Here is a 16,867-nt window from a genome sequence, read left to right as displayed (position 1 = left end):
CAATCGGGGCAGGCTCCGCGAAAGGGCAGGAACCGGTTTCCAAATAATAAGAATCACAGCGGGACAACAACAATGGCGGCAGACCGCGCACAGAACTTACAAGACACCTTCCTTAATCACGTTCGTAAAACCAAAACGCCACTGACGATTTTTCTGGTCAACGGAGTAAAATTGCAGGGGATTGTCACCTGGTTCGACAATTTCTGTTTGCTGCTGCGGCGCGACGGCCATTCGCAGCTTGTCTACAAGCATGCGATTTCGACGATCATGCCGGGCGCTCCGATCCAGTTGTTCGAAAGTGGCGAGGACGCCCAGGCCTGAAGAGTGAGCTGATTGGAACCCCGTAATTTCGAAGGGGAAGCCGACCGTCCGCGGTCGGCGGGGGTCAAGGACACCGGGCGGGTGATCGTCATCGGCCCTTACTTGCGGATGCGCTCGCGCGACGCCGAGACGCAAACGGAAGCCCATGTCCAGCGTAATGCGGAGGCCCGGCTTGACGAAGCGGTCGGGCTTGCGCGCGCCATCGATCTAGCGGTGGTCGATGCGCTGGTTGCGCCCATCAGCCAGATCAGGCCTGCCACCTACCTCGGCAAAGGCAAGGTCGAGGAGATCACCGGGCTTGTCGCCGGCCACGGCGTCGAGCTCGTGGTGATGGATTGCGCGCTCTCGCCGATCCAGCAACGCAATCTGGAGAAGGCCTGGAATACCAAGGTTCTCGACCGCACCGGCCTGATCCTGGAAATCTTCGGCCGCCGCGCCAAGACCAAGGAGGGCGCGCTGCAGGTCGAGCTCGCGCATCTCAACTATCAACGCAGCCGCCTGGTGCGGTCATGGACCCACCTCGAACGCCAGCGCGGCGGCTTCGGCTTCATGGGCGGTCCCGGCGAAACCCAGATCGAGGCTGACCGACGCCTGATCGGCGATCGCATCACGCGGCTGGAAAACGAGTTGAAAAAGGTTCAGGCGACGCGGCGCCTGCACCGCGCCGGCCGCCAGCGCGTGCCGTACCGCGTCGTGGCGCTGGTCGGCTACACCAATGCCGGCAAGTCGACGCTGTTCAACCGCCTGACGCGCGCGGATGTGCAGGCGGCCGACATGTTGTTCGCAACGCTTGATCCGACGCTGCGCGCGCTGAGCCTGCCGCATGGCGGCAAGGCCATGCTGTCGGATACGGTCGGTTTCATCTCGAACCTGCCGACGCAGCTCGTCGCCGCCTTCCGCGCCACCCTGGAAGAGGTGCTGGAGGCCGACCTGATCCTGCATGTCCGTGATATCTCGCATGAGGATGCGGAGGCGCAGGAACACGACGTCGAGGCGGTGCTGCGCCAGCTCGGCATCGATCCCGATGCCGGATCGCGCATCATCGAGGTCTGGAACAAGATCGACCGCTTCTCGCCCGAGGAGCGCGAGAATTTGCGCAACATCGCCGCGCGCCGGCCGCCGGAGCGGCCATGCCTCCTGGCGTCAGCCGCGACCGGGGAGGGGATCGACGAATTGCTCCAGGCGATCGAGGACCGGCTCGCCGCCACGCGCGCAACACTTGCGCTCTCGATCGATGCCTCCGACGGCGCCGGCATCTCCTGGCTGCATCGCAACGCCGAGGTGCTCGACAAGAAGCTCAAGGACGGCCGCTTCGACATGACGGTGCGGGTCGACGAGACCAAGCGCGACATCGTGGTCAGCCGGTTTGATGCCGTCCCGCACGGGACGTGAAGAATTGTCGCCTCGGCTCGGCGCTCGCTATCGCTCGCCTGGCCCGGACGACGAGGGAGCTTCCTTCCCCTTTGCCTCGTTCCAGAGCGCATCCATTTCCTCCAGCGTCGCGCCCTCGAGCGTCCGTCCCTTTGCCGCCAGCGCACGCTCGATATAGGCGAAGCGCCGTTCGAACTTCGCATTCGCCGCGCGCAGCGCCATTTCGGGATTGGCGCCGACATGTCGCGCGAGGTTAACCAGCACGAACAGGAGATCGCCGGTCTCCTCGAACATCTCGGCCTTGTCATTGCGGTCGAGAGCAGCCTCGATCTCGTCGGCTTCCTCGCGGATCTTCGCCAGCACCGCACGCGGGTCGTTCCAGTCGAAGCCGACGGTGGAGGCCTTGCGCTGCAGCTCCAGCGCACGCGCAAGCGCCGGCTGGCCCGCCTTGACGCTCGCCAGCAGCGAGGTGTGCGTGCTCTCTTCCGCTGGTCGTCGCGCGGCGCGCTCGGCCTTTTCCTCGGCCTTGATGCGCTGCCAGTTGGAGGCGACGTGCTGTGACGTCACCGCGCCGTTCTCGTCGCCGAACACATGCGGATGGCGCCGGATCATTTTCCGCGTGATGGACTCGACCACGTCGCCGAAGTCGAAAGCCTTTTCCTCCTCCGCCATGCGGGCGTGATAGACCACCTGGAGCAGGAGATCGCCGAGCTCGTCCTTGAGGTCGTCGAGGTCGCCGCGTGCGATCGCGTCCGCCACCTCGTAAGCTTCCTCGATGGTGTAGGGAGCGATGCTCGAAAAATCCTGTTCGAGGTCCCATGGGCAGCCGGTCACAGGCGTGCGCAGCGCCGCCATCACCTCGATCAGCCCTGAAATGTCGCGGGAAGGTTTCATGCCATTACCGTTTGTCGGGATTTTCCCTGTTATGCCGCATCGCGCGCATCGAGCCCAGCGCAACGCGCACGGCTCACGCGATTTCCACCGCTTGGCCTGATCGTCGGGGGGGTGCTAAACGCTTGCCATGACCGATCAAGCCAAGTCCGAAACCGCGCTCGTCCTGTTTTCCGGCGGCCAGGATTCCACCACCTGCCTGGCCTGGGCGCTTGAGCGCTTTGCCCGCGTCGAGACCATCGGTTTCGACTATGGCCAGCGCCATGCGATCGAGCTCGACTGCCGCGCGCGGCTCATTGCCGGCATCCGCGCGCTGCGGCCGGACTGGGCGGCCAGGCTGGGCGACGGCCACACGCTCGCGATCCCGACGCTTGCCGAAGTCTCCGACACCGCGCTGACGCGCGACGTCGCGATCGAGATGGGCAAGGACGGCCTGCCGAACACCTTCGTGCCTGGCCGCAACCTCGTGTTCCTGACCTTTGCGGCGGCGCTCGCCTACCGCCGCGGCATCCGCCATCTGGTCGGCGGCATGTGCGAGACGGACTATTCCGGCTATCCCGATTGTCGCAATGATACCATGCGCGCGCTTGAGAGCGCGCTCAGCCTCGGCATGGCCAGACAATTCGAGCTGCACACGCCGTTGATGTGGATCGACAAGGCCGCGACCTGGAAGCTCGCGCATGATCTCGGCGGGGAGGGGCTCGTTGGTCTCATCCGAGAGCATTCGCACACCTGTTATCTCGGCGAGCGCGGGGCGCAGCATGACTGGGGTTTTGGCTGCGGTGAATGTCCGGCCTGCAGCCTGCGCGCCAAGGGTTGGCGGGAATACCTTGCCAGCAGTCAATAACCAAAATCGTCTGGCGTCAGCTCGATCGGCTGGCCATGCGGCGTGCGGTCGGCGGCATGATCCCAGGCATCGCGGTAGCGGTGCAGGATGTCAGAGGTCGCGACGCCCTTGGCCGCAACCAGCCGCTCCAGTGTCGCGAGCCAATGGCTGTAATAGGTCTCGCCGGTGTCGGGGTCGCCCCCGGCCTGCGCGCGCTTGATCTCAGCGCCGAGCGCCTCGGCCCATTCCTTCCACGTGAAAACGCCCGCTTCATGCAGCGTGAGCGCCATCGCAAAGGCGCGTGCCTCCCACGGTTCTCTGAACACGGGGCCGTCGGCGTCGCGCGGCACGCCGGGCACCGCGACGGCGGCGCGCATCGCCTGTTGCGGCGTGAGAGCCATCAGGGACGCTCCAGGTAGGATTCCCAGGCATCGACCGAGACGCTCAGCGTCGGATCGCTGTCCGCCCCCCACAGCTCCGGCCCATCGAAGCGCACGGTGTAGAGCCATTGCGGGTTCTCGCCCTTGCCCTGCGAATTGAGATCGGGAAACACATGGCAGCCGTGATTGTGCTCGATGGTCCCGAGGTGGCCGCGGACATAATGCGGCAGGCGGGTGTGCGTCTTCGGGTGGATATCCTTCATCCGCACGGTGTCGCCGACCGCAAACAGGGCAGGGGCGCCCGGCGCGCGCTCGGTCGGGCCGCCCTTGCGGATTGCCGGCGAAACTTCCTGCGGCGCGATCGGTTTCACACCGGACTTTGCGGCCACCAATACCTTGCCGGCCTCGATCTCCTCACGCGTCACGAGGCCACGCTCGAGCGTCAGGGTCTCCAGCCCCGCGAGCCAGATCTCGTAATAGCTCTTGCCGAGATAATCCGCGGGCGGCCGGTTCTCGCGCGCAAAGCGCGACATGTCGATATTCCAGCCGCCGGGACGCGCCATCGCGACCGTCAGCGCGAAGGCACGGCGTTCCCAATCGGCATGGAACACCGGCTCATTCGGCTCGGGCACGACGGGGCCAAAACCCTTGACGCCGCCCATGTCATGCGCGCCGTCCATCTAGCTGACCTCGCCCGGCTGTTTCGGCAAGCCCGTGCCGATCATGCTGTCGCGCGTGACGAGCTCGGCGAGCTGTTCGGCGGTCCAGCCTTCCGTGCCGTTCGGGCGCATCGGCAGCACGAGGTAGCGGACTTCGGCGGTGGAATCCCAGACGCGGATTTTCGTCGTCGCGGGCAGGGTCACGCCAAAATCCTTCAGCACGCCGCGCGGATCGGACACGGCGCGCGAACGGTAGGGCGCGGATTTGTACCAGACCGGCGGCAGCCCCAGCACCGGATGCGGATAGCAGGAGCACAGCGTGCACACGACCATGTTGTGCACCTCGGGCGTATTCTCGACCACGACCATGTGCTCGCCCTGGCGGCCGGCATAGTCGAGCTCGGCCATCGCGGCCGTGGCGTCCTTGAGGAGACGCGCCTGATAGGCCGGATCGGACCAGGCTTTTGCAACGACACGGATGCCATTGCGCGGGCCGATCTTCTTCTCGTAGAGCTCGATCAGAAGATCGAGCGAGGCCGGATCGACATAGCCCTTTTCGGTGAGCACGCTTTCCAGCGCGCGCACGCGAAGCTCGGTCTCCGACAGTTCGGAATGGTCGTGGTGGTGATGGTCGTGGTCGTGCCCGGTCATGGCTGGAAAGAATAGGCGGAACGGCAGGCTGATGTCGAGGCGCGCTCCATGCATGGCACGACACATGTTCGCGACGGGCTTTGTGCGCTAACGTTCGAAAAAAGCAGGGGAGGCGGCCGATGCCGGATTTCGTGACGATCGAAAAGGGGCTTGGCCCGGAGGGACGGATCGCGGTGGCGCGGTTCGACCGCGGCGACGGCATCAACGCGCTGTCGCCGGAGGCGATGCGGCAGCTCACCACGGCCGCGCGCAGCTTCGAGGATGACGGCGACACCTCGGTGGTCGTGCTCGCCGGCAACGCCAAGGCGTTTTCCGCCGGCTTCGACCTGAAGGACCCCGAGGGCCGCTCGCGCCGGACCATGGATATCGGCTCCTTGCGCCGGCATTTGAAGCTCGGGCCGCGGCTGACGCGAGCCTGGCAGGAGATGGAGCAGGTCACGATCGGCGCGATCGAGGGCTTCTGCATCGGCGGTGGCGTCGCGCTTGCGGTCGCGCTCGATTTCCGCGTGATGGCGCGCAACGCACATTTGCGCGTGCCCGAGATCGGGCTCGGCATGAACATGAGCTGGCAGAGCGTGCCGCGCATGCTGCACTTGATGGGACCGGCGCGGACGAAACAGGCGGTCATCCTCGCCGATGAGCGCATTTCGGCCGAGCAGGCTCATGACTGGGGCCTGGTCGAGGAAGTCGCGGAACCCGGCGGGGCCTTCGCGGCGGCGATGCTGCTGGCGGAAAAGGTGGCGCGACAGCCGCCGATCTCGGTCGCGATGACGAAGTTGACCGTCAACCGGATCGCGCACGCGCTCGACGATCTGGCCAGCCACATGGATGTCGATCAGTTCGCACTCGCAAGCCAGACCGATGATCACAGGGAAGCCGTGGAAGCCTTTCTCGGCAAGCGCAAGGCGCGCTTCAGGGGACGCTAGCGCATGATCCGGAAAAGTGCGCAGCGGCTTTCCGAAAAGATCATGCGCAAACAACGAGCTAAAGCGCGATAGCGATTCGACTTAGTGCCACCACGCTGTAGTGGCCTGTTGATGTTACATTATTGCGCATCGACTTGCGGCGCCGGACCATGCTAGTCGGGCCGTCGTGACGCCGTTCGCCACCATATTCCGCGCCCGCCACCTGCGCCCATTGCGCCGGATTGCGGCTGGATTCGTGATGGTCATGTATCTTTTCGCCGGCGCGCTGCATGGCGTCTGCGAGATCGACGTAAGCAGTCCGTTGGGCAGCGCCGCGGTAGCAATGTCACCCGTCAAGGATGCGGACCATGGCGCCAGGGGGCTGGCCGCCGAGCATCACTGTCACGGCTGCTTCCAGGTGACGATGCCGGCGCCGGTTGTGGCAGCGGCCCTGGTCGAGCCTGACGCAGTGATGCTGCCGCAGCCGCGCGCGCAACAGGGCGAGCATGCGGTGGGGATCGATACGCCCCCGCCAAAACACCTGACCTGATTTGATCCGCCGGGCGCGAATGCGCCCGAACGCTTTCGAACTTCAGGTCCATCATGACTGTCAAAGGCTTTGCCGCGCGCATGGCGTGCGTGCTGGCCGTGCTGGCGGCCCCGCACATGGCGGGTACCTCGCATGCGCAAACCCTGACGCTGAAAACGGCGCTCACGCGCGCGCTCGCGGCCAGCCCGCGGCTTAGCGCCGCCGAGCGCGATATCGGCGTCGCGTCCGGCCAACGCCGGCAGGCCGGCGCGCTCATCAACCCCGAACTATCATACGAACAGGACAATTCCTTCGGCTCCGGCATCCATCGCGGCACCCGCGCGGCCGAGACCACACTGCAGATCAGCCAGGTGGTCGAGCTGTTCGGCAAGCGCGACGCGCGAATTGCGGCCGGCGAAGCCGGTGTCGAGGCGGCCGCGATCCAGCGCCAGGCGGTGCGGCTCGAAGTGCTGTCGGAAACCGCCATCGCCTTCGTCGGCGTGCTCGGCACGCAGCGGCGGATCCAGATCCTGGAGGAGCAGGTCGCCGCCATCGATCGCCTGACGCCGCTGTTGCAGCGGCGTGTCGATGCCGGCGCGTCGTCGCCCGCCGAGACCGGACGGGCCGAGGTGGCCTCGGCGCTGGTGAAGGCGGACCTCGAACGCAGCCGCGCGGCGCTCGCCAGCGCGCGGCGCGAGCTCGCGGTGCTGATGGGCGACGCGCAGCCGAAATTCGCTTCCGTCGGCGGACTGCTCGATGCGACCGGGCGTCCGTCCTCGTTCGCAACCGTGGTGGCTGCGATCGACGCCAATCCGCAACTCGCGCGCTGGACCGCGGTCTATGCCCAGCGCAATGCCGAACTGCTGCTGGCGCGGCTGAAACCCTATCCGGACGTGAGGATCGGCGCCGGATGGCGGCATTTCAGCGAGACGCGCGACGATGCCGTGCGGCTGTCGGTCTCGGTGCCAATCCCGATCTTCGACCAGAACCAGGGCAATATAGCCGCCGCACAGGAAAGCCTCGCCAGGACGCGCGCCGAACGCGAGACGAACCGCAATGCGCTGATCGTGCTCGCGGGCCGCGCCTATGACGCGCTGCAGGGTTCGCTGCGCGAACTCAAGGTTCTGCGCGAGCAGGCAATTCCGAAATCACGCCAGGCGGCGGATGCGATCGCTGAGGGTTACGGGCAGGGGCGCTTTTCGCTGCTCGAGGTGCTGGACGCGCAGGCCAGTGTCGCGCAAGCGCGGCTGCGCGAGCAGGAAGCGCAGCAGAATTTCCATGTCGCGGTCGCCACCATCGAGGGGCTGGTCGGCAATCCCTTTTCTCTCACTCGGGAGGGTTCCCGATGAAGACGTCCAACACGATCATCGCGGTGCTGGTTGCGCTGGCGGCAGGGGCCTATGGGCAGCGCCTGCTCGCGCCCGCGCCTGTCGAGGCGCCCGAGCGCGTCGACAAGAAGGAGGATCGGCAGCCGAACACGCATGTCGAGCAGGACGAGCATGGCGCCGAGCGCATCCTGATCAGTGACGTCAAGCTCGCGGCCGCCGGCGCGGTGTTCGCGGAGGCCGCGGCGGCGACCTTGAGCGACACGCTGTCGTTCAACGGTGTGCTGCGCGCCAACCAGGAGGCCGTGGTCCAGGTCACACCGCGCTTCAACGGCATCGTGCGCGCGATCAGGAAGCGGATCGGCGACGCGGTCGTCAAGGACGACCAGCTCGCTTCGATCGAGAGCAACCAGAGTCTCACCGCCTATGACCTCAAAGCGCCGATCAGCGGCACTGTGATCGACCGGCAGATCTCGCTCGGCGAATATGCCTCCGAGCAGAAGCCGGCCTTCGTCGTCGCCGACCTCTCGACGATCTGGGTCGACCTCTCGATCTATCGGCAGGACCTGAAGCGGGTACGCATCGGCGACGAGGTCCTGATCGATCCGGACGATGGTGCAGGCGACATAAGGGCCAACATCTCCTACCTCGCGCCGGTCGGTGCCAGCGAAACCCAGACCGCGCTCGCGCGCGTCGTCGTCGCCAATCCCGACGGTCGGCTTCGTCCGGGCCTGTTCGTCACCGCGCGCCTCGTGCTCGCCAAGCGCAGCGTGCCGGTCGCGGTGCGCTCGGGTGCCGTTCAGACCTTGGAAAACAAGACCGTCGTCTTCGTGCGCGAAGGTTCCGACAAGCTCGAGGCCCGGCCGGTCGAGCTCGGCGAAGCCGACAGCCATTTTGTCGAGATCCGCGCCGGCCTTTCCGCCGGCGAGCGCTATGTGGCGGAAAACAGCTTTGTCGTGAAGGCCGAGATGGGCAAGGGCGAGGCGGAGCATGACTGACGCCGTGCTCTCCTTCGCGCTTCGCCAGCGCTATCTGGTGATGCTTGTCGTGCTCGGCCTCGCCTTGCTCGGCGGGTGGAATTTCACCCGCCTGCCGATCGACGCCGTGCCTGATATCACCAACGTCCAGGTGCAGATCAATGCCCGCGCGCCGGGCTATTCGCCGCTCGAGACCGAGCAGCGCATCACCTTTCCGCTGGAAACCGCGATGGGTGGCTTGCCGAAACTCGACCATACGCGTTCGCTGTCTCGCTACGGGCTGAGCCAGGTCACGGCCGTCTTCGAAGACGGCACTGACATCTATTTCGCCCGCCAGCTCGTCAACGAACGCATTCAGCAGGCGAAGGACCAGCTTCCGGCCGGCGTCGAGGTCGCGATGGGACCGATCTCGACTGGTCTCGGCGAGATCTACATGTACACCGTCGAGGCCAAGGCGGGCGCGAAGACGCCCGACGGTGCGGACTTTTCACTGAGCGACCTGCGCACGATCCAGGACTGGATCGTCAGACCACAGCTTCGCAACGTGCCCGGGCTGGTCGAGGTCAACACCATCGGTGGCTTCGAGCGCCAGTTCCACGTACTGCCCGACCCGGGCAAGCTGATGGCCTATCGGCTCGGCTTCCGCGACGTGATGACGGCGCTCGCCAGCAACAACGCCAATGTCGGCGCAGGCTATATCGAGCGCAATGGCGAGCAGTATCTGGTGCGCGCGCCGGGACAGGTCGCGAGCATCGCCGAAATCCAGTCGATCGTGATCGGTTCGCGCAGCGGTGTGCCGGTCCGCATCAAGGACGTTGCCGAGGTCCGCGAGGGCGAGGACCTGCGCACGGGCGCCGCGACGCGGAACGGCGAGGAGACCGTGCTCGGAACCGCCATGCTGCTGATGGGCGAGAACAGCCGCACCGTCGCCCGCCGCGTCGCAACAAGGCTTGCGGAAATCGCGAAATCGCTCCCCGAGGGCGTGTTCACGCGCACCGTCTACGACCGCACCCGGCTGGTCGAGGCTACCATCCGCACCGTCCAGAACAACCTGCTGGAGGGCGCGGCTCTCGTCATCGCCGTGCTGTTTCTCATCCTCGGCAACATCCGCGCGGCGATCGCGGTCGCCTGCGTCATTCCGCTCTCGATGCTGCTCACGATCACCGGGATGGTCGAAGCCCGCGTCAGCGCCAACCTGATGTCGCTGGGCGCGATCGACTTCGGCATCATCGTCGACGGCGCGGTCATCATCGTCGAGAACTGCCTGCGGCTGCTCGCCGAGGCGCAGCGGGCGCGGGGAGGGCCGTTGTCGCTCGACGAGCGCCTGCAGACGATCCGCCGCGGCGCGGCCGAGGTGGTCGGCCCGAGCCTGTTCGGCACCCTGATCATCGCGGTGGTGTATCTGCCGATCCTCACGCTGTCCGGCGTCGAGGGCAAGATGTTCACGCCGATGGCGGCGACCGTGCTGATGGCGCTGTCGGGCGCTGCATTGCTCTCGGTCACTTTCGTGCCGGCCGCCGTCGCCATCGTCGTGCGGGGGCGCGTCGCTGAAAAGGAAAACATCTTCATGCGGGCGGCGCGGCGCGCCTATCTGCCGCTGCTCGATCGCGCCATCACCTATCGCCGCAGCGTCGTCGCTGCCGCCGCGGTGATCGTGCTGGCGAGCGGTGTCGCGGCAACGCGGATGGGCGGTGAGTTCATCCCGAGCCTCGACGAGGGCGACGTGGCGCTTGCCGCGATCCGGATTCCCGGCACGAGCCTGACCCAGTCGCTCAATCTGCAGAAAGCGCTGGAGCGGCGGGTGTTGGAAATCCCCGAGGTGCGGGAGTTCTTCACCCGGATCGGGACCGCGGAGGTCGCGACCGACCCGATGGGGCCGGGGCAGACCGACGGCTACATCATGTTGAAGCCGCGCAGCGAATGGCCCGACCCCGGCAAGCCGAAATCGGAAGTCGTCGAGGCGATCGAGCGGGCCGCCGATGAAATTCCCGGCAGCAATTACGAGATTTCGCAGCCGATCCAGCTGCGCGTCAACGAGCTGATCTCGGGGGTGCGCAGCGACGTCGGCATCAAGATTTTTGGCGACGACCTCGACATCCTGCAAGGTGGCGCCGTGCAGGTCGAGGCGGCGATCCGCAGGATCCGCGGCGCGACCGACGTCAAGATCGAGCAGGTCGCCGGCCTGCCGATCCTGACCGTGAAGCTCGATCGCCAGGCGCTGTCCCGCTATGGCCTCAGCGTCGCCGAGGTGCAGAACGTGGTGGAGATCGCGATCGGCGGCAAGAGCGCCGGCAAGCTGTTCGAGGGCGACCGGCGTTTCGACATCGTGGTCCGGCTTCCCGAACCCCTGCGCGGTAGCCTGGAAGCGATCCGCGCGCTGCCGATCCCGCTGCCTGCTGTGGAAGGAGGGGCGTCCGCTGATCTGGCCAAGGCGGCCTGGACCGGCGCGCCGGCCGCGCCGCTGCGATCGGTTCCGCTGTCCTCGGTCGCGACGGTGGAGGCGGGGCCAGGCCCCAACCAGATCAGCCGCGAGAACGGCAAGCGGCGGATCGTGGTGACCGCCAATGTCCGCGAGCGCGACCTGTCCTCCTTCGTGGCGGAGGCGCAGGCCGCGGTGGCGCAGAAGGTCAAGCTGCCCCCGGGCTACTGGATCGGCTGGGGCGGGCAGTTCGAGCAGCTCGTCTCGGCGACGCACCGGCTGGCCATCGTGGTGCCGGTCGCGCTGCTTTTGGTGTTCCTGCTGCTGTTCATGAGCCTGGGGTCGGCGCCCGACGCGCTGCTCGTCTTCAGCGGCGTGCCGCTGGCGCTAACCGGTGGCATCGCCGCATTGCTTCTGCGCGGCATTCCGCTGTCGATCAGCGCCGGCGTCGGCTTCATAGCGCTCTCCGGTGTCGCCGTGCTCAACGGCCTCGTCATCATCGCCTTCATCGAGCGGCTGCGTCGCGACGGTAAAAGCGTGATCGATGCCGTGCGCGAGGGCGCGGCGACGCGGCTGCGGCCGGTGCTGATGACGGCCCTGGTCGCTTCTCTTGGGTTCGTGCCGATGGCGATCGCGTCAGGCGCGGGCGCCGAGGTGCAGCGCCCGCTCGCGACCGTCGTGATCGGCGGCATCATCTCCTCCACCGTGCTGACGCTGCTGGTGCTCCCGGCGCTCTACATGCTGTTTCGAGGTGAAAGGCGCAGGGAAGGGGCATGACGGTCAGGTCAGCTTCAGGCCGACGATCCCCGCGAGCACGAGGCCGATGAAGCAGAGCCGCGCGGCAGTCGCCGGCTCGCCGAACAGGATGATGCCGGCGCCGACCGTGCCGATGGCGCCGATCCCGGTCCAGACGGCATAGGCGGTGCCGAGCGGCAGCACCTGCAGCGCTTTCGTCAGCAACAGCACAAAGAGCGCCAGCAGCACCAGCGAGGCGAACGTCCAGCCATGATGGGCCGAGCCCGCCGCCTTCTTCATCGCGATCGCCCAGGCGACGTCGGTCAGGCCCGAGGCCACCAGGCACAGCCATCCCAGCGTTGCGCTCATGCCGCACGCCGGCCCATGAAGGTCTGCGCCAGCGCTGCGAGAGGCGCCAAGGCGCGTTCGCGACCGGCCTCGACTTTGTCGGCCGCGCCGATGGTCGGGCCAATAGGTACAAAGATCGGATCGGCCAAGCCGATGAAGCCGAGCGCGGCCTTCAGGTATGGCGTCGCGAGATCCGGCCGCCCAAAACTCGGGCCATCAGAATAATCGCCGGCGCTGGCCAGAATGACGAGCGTCGGCCTGGCTGACAGCAGCGGCCGGTAGCCGATGTCGGGCGAGAACGAGAAGGTGAGGCCGGGCTGGGTGATCAGGTCGATCCAGTGCTTCAGCTTGTAGGGAATGCCAAAATTCCACATCGGGGTCGCGATCACGACCGCGTCGGCTGCCTTGAGCTGACCGACGATGGCGCCGATCGTGTCCCAGGCTTTCTCTTCTGCCGCATCGAAGGGGCGGCCGGCGAGCCTGGCATATTTCGCCGCGATGGTGGCGTGCTCGAATTCGGGCAGACCAGCCGCCCAAAGGTCGAGCCAGTCGATCACGAGGTCGCTGCGCTGGCGCGCCAGTGCGTCCAAAAACACCTGGCAGCCGTCCGTCGACCGTGAGCCTGAGCGGCGGGGTGATGCCTCCACAACCAGGAGCCTTGCCATGACCGAAACCTCCATTTCATGCGTTCGCATGTATTTATATGCGATCGCATATTTTTGCGTCAAGACTTGATGCGATCGCATGGATGTGATGTCGTGGCGGCATGCAGAACGAACCGAGCAAGCCCATCGTCGGCGCCTGGATCCGGCTGGTCCGAGCCCAGCAGGCCGCGCTGCTCAAGGTCGAGCGGGCGCTGCGTGAGGCGGAGCTGCCGCCTTACACCTGGTACGACGCGCTGTGGGAGCTCGACCAGGTGGGCGATGCGGGCCTGAAGCCGGGCGAGATCCAGCAGCGGATGCTGATCGCGCAGTCGAACATCTCCAGATTGATCGACCGCCTGGAGGAGGCGGGCTGCGTCATCAGGCGTGCCCGTGAGGAAGACGGCCGCGGCCAGCTCATCGTCATCACCGACAAGGGCCGCGCGCTGCGTAAGCGCATGTGGCCGGTCTATGCGCGCGTGATCAATGAGGCGGTCGGCGGCGCAATCACCGACCGCGAGGCTGTCAGCCTGGGCGCCGTCCTCGACAAGCTGATTGCGCGCAACGGGTAGGGTTCGCTGCAGGGCTTGCTGGGGTGCAGGCAGCTCGGCCGAGACACCAGCGGCATCCCTTATCCGGCTATCTGTGATTCGCATAAGGTATATTATGGAATATCTATATGTACAGTTAGATCAGATATTTAGCGCAAATTCCTGCTGCACGGCCTTAGCAAAGGCGCTGAGCGGTCTTTCGTGAGCCGGCTTGGGAATGGCACCAAGACCGGCTGTCGCGGTCCCGCTACCTGCTGTCCGAAAGCCGATATTGCCGGCCCTCCATCGGCGCTGCCATAAGCAGCGTTGCGCGCGAGATCGTAGATGACCGGGCGCCGTCCGGTCCGTATAGGATTGCGGCCGACAACAAGAAGAACCCAAGGAGAAGATCGAATGCATTTTTCCCGACGCGCGCTGTTGAAGGCTTCCGCTGCATCGGCGGTTCTGGGCGGCATCGGCGCGCCGCATGTGGCACGTGCGCAGAGTGCGGAATTTACCTACAAGTTTGCCAATAACCTTCCGGAATCGCATCCGTTTGTCGCGCGCGCCCGGGAAATGGCGGCCGCGATCAAGACCGAAACCAATGGCCGCTTCGACCTGCAGATCTTTCCGAACAGCCAGCTCGGTTCCGATACGGATATGCTGAGCCAGGTGCGTTCGGGCGGCGTCGAGTTCTTCACGCTGTCCGGGCTGATCCTGGCAACCCTGGTGCCGGCGGCCTCGATCAACGGCATCGGCTTCGCATTCCCTGATTACCCGACGGTCTGGAAGACCATGGACGGCGAACTCGGCGCCTATGTGCGCGGCGAGATCAACAAGGCTGGCCTCGAGGTCCTGGATAAGATCTGGGACAACGGCTTTCGCCAGACCACGTCGTCGACCAAGCCGATCAACGGACCCGACGACTTCAAGGGCTTCAAGATCCGCGTGCCGGTGTCGCCGCTGTGGACCTCGATGTTCAAGGCCTTCGACGCCTCGCCCGCCTCGATCAATTTCAGCGAGGTCTATTCCGCGCTTCAGACCAAGGTGGTCGAGGGCCAGGAAAATCCGCTGGCGCTGATCTCGGCAGCCAAGCTCTACGAGGTGCAGAAATACTGCTCGATGACCAACCACATGTGGGACGGCTTCTGGTTCCTGATGAACCGCCGCGCCTGGGCCGCGCTGCCGGACGATATCCGCACGATCGTCGCGAAGAACATCAATGCCGCAGCGGTCAAGGAGCGCGCCGACACCGAAAAGCTTAACGCCACCGTGAAGGAGGAACTCGCCGGCAAGGGGCTGATCTTCAACCAGCCCGACGTGGCGCCGTTCCGCGAGAAGCTGCGCGCGGCGGGCTTCTATGCCGAATGGAAGGGCAAGTACGGCGAGCACGCCTGGGAGCTGCTCGAGAAGGCTGTCGGCAAGCTGTCGTAGCGCACAAAGCCTCAAGCGCAGAGGGCCGTCATGGCTCACATAACAGAGGTGACGGTGGTCGAGGTGGTGCAGGGGGCGGTCGAGCCCCCTCGCCGCCGCTCCCTGGTCGAGGCGCTCGAAGCGGGCCTCGGCATGCTGGTCGAGATTCCGGCGGCGATCCTGGTCGTCGCCGAAATCGTGATCCTGTTTGCCGGCGTGGTGTCGCGCTACGGGCTGCATTCGCCGCTGATCTGGTCGGACGAGCTGGCGTCGATGCTGTTCCTGTGGCTCGCGATGCTGGGCGCCGCGGTGGCATTCCGGCGCTCCGAGCACATGCGGATGACGGCGGTGGTGGCGGGCGCGCAGGCCCGGACGCGCGCCTATCTCGACCTGGTCGCGACCTGCGCGGCGCTGGCCTTCCTCGTGCTCGTGGTGAAGCCATCCTACGAATACGCCTATGAGGAGAGCTTCATCACCACGCCGGCGCTGCAGATCTCCAATACTTGGCGCGCCGCCGCGCTGCCGGTCGGGGTCTGCCTGATGGCGCTGTTCGCGGTGCTGCGGCTGATCCGTTTCGGCGACATGCGCACGGTGCTGGCCGCGGCGGCCTCCGTGGCCCTCGTGATCGCCCTGTTCTGGCTGGCGCAGCCGTGGCTCAGGCCGCTCGGCAACCTCAACCTCGTGATCTTCTTCGTCGGCGTCGCCGGCTTCTGCGTGTTCGCGGGCGTGCCGATCGCATTCGGCTTCGGATTGGCCATCTTCGGCTACCTCGCGCTGACCACGCGCACGCCGCTGATGGTGCTGGTCGGCCGCATGGACGAGGGCATGAGCCATCTGATCCTGCTCTCGGTGCCGCTGTTCGTGTTCCTGGGGCTCCTGATTGAAATGACCGGCATGGCGCGGGCCATGGTGGGTTTCCTGGCGAGCCTGCTTGGCCATGTCAGGGGCGGGCTGCACTATGTGCTGGTCGGCGCCATGTACCTGGTGTCGGGCATCTCGGGCTCGAAGGCGGCCGACATGGCCGCCGTCGCCCCGGTATTGTTTCCGGAGATGAAGCAGCGCGGCGCCAAGCCGGGCGATCTCGTCGCCCTGCTCGCGGCCACCGGCGCGCAGACCGAAACCATCCCGCCGAGCCTGGTGCTGATCACGATCGGCTCGGTGACGGGCGTGTCGATCTCGGCGCTGTTCACCGGCGGGCTGCTGCCCGGCGTCGTGCTCGCGATCACGCTGTCGGCGCTGGTGTGGTGGCGCTACCGGCGCGAGGACCTCAGCGACGTGCAGCGGGCCGATGCCGGCGAGATTGCCCGCGCCTTCGTCATCGCCCTGCCCGCGCTCGCCCTGCCCTTCGTGATCCGCTACGCCGTGGTCGAAGGCATCGCCACCGCGACCGAGGTCTCCACCATCGGCATCGTCTACAGCCTGATCGTGGGGCTTTTGATCTATCGCCGCTTCGACTGGCGGCGGCTGATGCCGATGCTGATCGAGACCGCCTGCCTGTCGGGGGCGATCCTCTTGATCATCGGCACCGCCACCGGGATGGCCTGGGGGCTGACGCAGTCGGGCTTTTCCCGGGCGCTCGCCACCGCCATGACCGGCCTGCCCGGCGGCCGCGCCGCCTTCATCGCGGTCTCGATCGCGGCCTTCACGATCCTCGGCAGCGTGCTCGAAGGGATTCCGGCGATCGTGCTGTTCGGGCCGCTTCTGTTCCCGATCGCGCGCGCCGTCGGCGTCCACGAGGTGCACTATGCGATGATCATCATCCTCGCCATGGGCATCGGCCTGTTCGCCCCGCCATTCGGGGTCGGCTATTACGCCGCCTGCGCCATCGGCCGGGTTGATCCGGCGCAAGGGATCCGGCCGATCTGGGGCTATATGCTGGCGCTTCTGATCGGATTGATTATCGTTGCGATATTTCCATGGATCTCGATCGGGTTCCTTTGACGGGA

The 16,867-nt window shown here is 66.1% G+C and carries 17 protein-coding genes; 11 read left to right on the top strand and 6 right to left on the bottom strand.

What is annotated here, in order from left to right:
• The first annotated feature begins 72 nt into the window (after nt 1–72).
• Both hfq and hflX read left to right on the top strand, forming a co-directional pair.
• The gene (gene hfq / locus QOU61_RS19300) at nt 73–321 is read left to right on the top strand and encodes an RNA chaperone Hfq (RefSeq protein WP_289652797.1); all 249 of its coding nucleotides are present in this window, start codon (nt 73–75) and stop codon (nt 319–321) included.
• Nucleotides 322–333: 12 nt separating this feature from the next.
• Nucleotides 334–1,713: a GTPase HflX gene (gene hflX / locus QOU61_RS19295; RefSeq protein WP_289652796.1), complete on the top strand. Its 1,380-nt coding sequence runs from the start codon at nt 334–336 to the stop codon at nt 1,711–1,713.
• Nucleotides 1,714–1,740: 27 nt separating this feature from the next.
• On the opposite strand, the gene mazG is transcribed toward hflX, so the two are convergent.
• A complete protein-coding gene (gene mazG / locus QOU61_RS19290) occupies nt 1,741–2,586 on the bottom strand; it encodes a nucleoside triphosphate pyrophosphohydrolase (protein ID WP_289652795.1) in 846 nt (281 codons plus the stop codon).
• 127 nt (nt 2,587–2,713) lie between these two features.
• On the opposite strand from mazG, the gene queC reads away from it, so the two are divergent.
• Nucleotides 2,714–3,430, top strand: coding sequence for a 7-cyano-7-deazaguanine synthase QueC (gene queC, locus QOU61_RS19285; protein WP_289652794.1), 717 nt, complete (start codon nt 2,714–2,716; stop codon nt 3,428–3,430).
• On the opposite strand, the gene QOU61_RS19280 is transcribed toward queC, so the two are convergent.
• From QOU61_RS19280 to nthA, 3 genes are read right to left on the bottom strand one after another with little or no spacing between them, the layout of a single operon-like run.
• On the bottom strand, nt 3,424–3,810 hold the full coding sequence (locus QOU61_RS19280) for a nitrile hydratase accessory protein (RefSeq protein ID WP_289652793.1): 387 nt from the start codon (nt 3,808–3,810) through the stop codon (nt 3,424–3,426). The genes queC and QOU61_RS19280 overlap by 7 nt on opposite strands.
• A complete protein-coding gene (gene nthB, locus QOU61_RS19275) occupies nt 3,810–4,469 on the bottom strand; it encodes a nitrile hydratase subunit beta (protein WP_289652792.1) in 660 nt (219 codons plus the stop codon). The genes QOU61_RS19280 and nthB overlap by 1 nt, the downstream gene beginning before the upstream one ends.
• On the bottom strand, nt 4,470–5,099 hold the full coding sequence (nthA, locus tag QOU61_RS19270; RefSeq protein ID WP_289661602.1) for a nitrile hydratase subunit alpha: 630 nt from the start codon (nt 5,097–5,099) through the stop codon (nt 4,470–4,472).
• Between the two features lie 119 nt (nt 5,100–5,218).
• Between nthA and QOU61_RS19265 the strand changes: the two genes are divergently transcribed.
• The 5 genes from QOU61_RS19265 (at nt 5,219) to QOU61_RS19245 (ending at nt 12,031) form a co-directional block, all read left to right on the top strand.
• Nucleotides 5,219–6,025: an enoyl-CoA hydratase/isomerase family protein gene (locus QOU61_RS19265; RefSeq protein ID WP_289652791.1), complete on the top strand. Its 807-nt coding sequence runs from the start codon at nt 5,219–5,221 to the stop codon at nt 6,023–6,025.
• Between the two features lie 238 nt (nt 6,026–6,263).
• A complete protein-coding gene (locus QOU61_RS19260) occupies nt 6,264–6,554 on the top strand; it encodes a hypothetical protein (protein ID WP_289652790.1) in 291 nt (96 codons plus the stop codon).
• Between the two features lie 53 nt (nt 6,555–6,607).
• Nucleotides 6,608–7,882, top strand: coding sequence for a divalent metal ion exporter subunit IhpA (gene ihpA, locus QOU61_RS19255; RefSeq protein ID WP_289652789.1), 1,275 nt, complete (start codon nt 6,608–6,610; stop codon nt 7,880–7,882).
• The gene (ihpB, locus tag QOU61_RS19250) at nt 7,879–8,856 is read left to right on the top strand and encodes a divalent metal ion exporter adaptor subunit IhpB (protein WP_289652788.1); all 978 of its coding nucleotides are present in this window, start codon (nt 7,879–7,881) and stop codon (nt 8,854–8,856) included. The genes ihpA and ihpB overlap by 4 nt, the downstream gene beginning before the upstream one ends.
• A complete protein-coding gene (locus tag QOU61_RS19245; protein WP_289652787.1) occupies nt 8,849–12,031 on the top strand; it encodes an efflux RND transporter permease subunit in 3,183 nt (1,060 codons plus the stop codon). Before ihpB ends, QOU61_RS19245 begins: the two co-directional genes overlap by 8 nt.
• 3 nt (nt 12,032–12,034) lie before the next feature.
• On the opposite strand, the gene QOU61_RS19240 is transcribed toward QOU61_RS19245, so the two are convergent.
• Complete coding sequence (locus QOU61_RS19240; protein WP_502876966.1) at nt 12,035–12,346, bottom strand: DMT family transporter; 312 nt, start codon at nt 12,344–12,346, stop codon at nt 12,035–12,037.
• An 8-nt stretch (nt 12,347–12,354) separates the two neighbouring features.
• Nucleotides 12,355–13,002 carry an FMN-dependent NADH-azoreductase gene (locus tag QOU61_RS19235; protein WP_289652785.1) on the bottom strand — a complete coding sequence of 216 codons (648 nt, stop codon included), beginning with the start codon at nt 13,000–13,002 and terminating at the stop codon, nt 12,355–12,357.
• Between the two features lie 101 nt (nt 13,003–13,103).
• Between QOU61_RS19235 and QOU61_RS19230 the strand changes: the two genes are divergently transcribed.
• The 3 genes from QOU61_RS19230 to QOU61_RS19220 all read left to right on the top strand — a co-directional run bounded on the left by QOU61_RS19230 (nt 13,104) and on the right by QOU61_RS19220 (nt 16,862).
• Nucleotides 13,104–13,550 (top strand): MarR family winged helix-turn-helix transcriptional regulator, encoded by a 447-nt coding sequence (locus tag QOU61_RS19230; protein ID WP_289652784.1) that lies wholly within the window; start codon nt 13,104–13,106, stop codon nt 13,548–13,550.
• 372 nt (nt 13,551–13,922) lie between these two features.
• On the top strand, nt 13,923–14,942 hold the full coding sequence (locus QOU61_RS19225) for a TRAP transporter substrate-binding protein (RefSeq protein WP_289652783.1): 1,020 nt from the start codon (nt 13,923–13,925) through the stop codon (nt 14,940–14,942).
• A gap of 30 nt (nt 14,943–14,972) precedes the next feature.
• Nucleotides 14,973–16,862 (top strand): TRAP transporter large permease, encoded by a 1,890-nt coding sequence (locus QOU61_RS19220; RefSeq protein ID WP_289652782.1) that lies wholly within the window; start codon nt 14,973–14,975, stop codon nt 16,860–16,862.
• The last annotated feature ends 5 nt before the right edge of the window (nt 16,863–16,867 follow it).

The organism is Bradyrhizobium sp. NP1, from assembly GCF_030378205.1.
Classification (GTDB): domain Bacteria; phylum Pseudomonadota; class Alphaproteobacteria; order Rhizobiales; family Xanthobacteraceae; genus Bradyrhizobium.
Note: the sequence above shows the minus strand (reverse complement) of the source record. Positions and strands in the feature narration are given on the sequence as shown.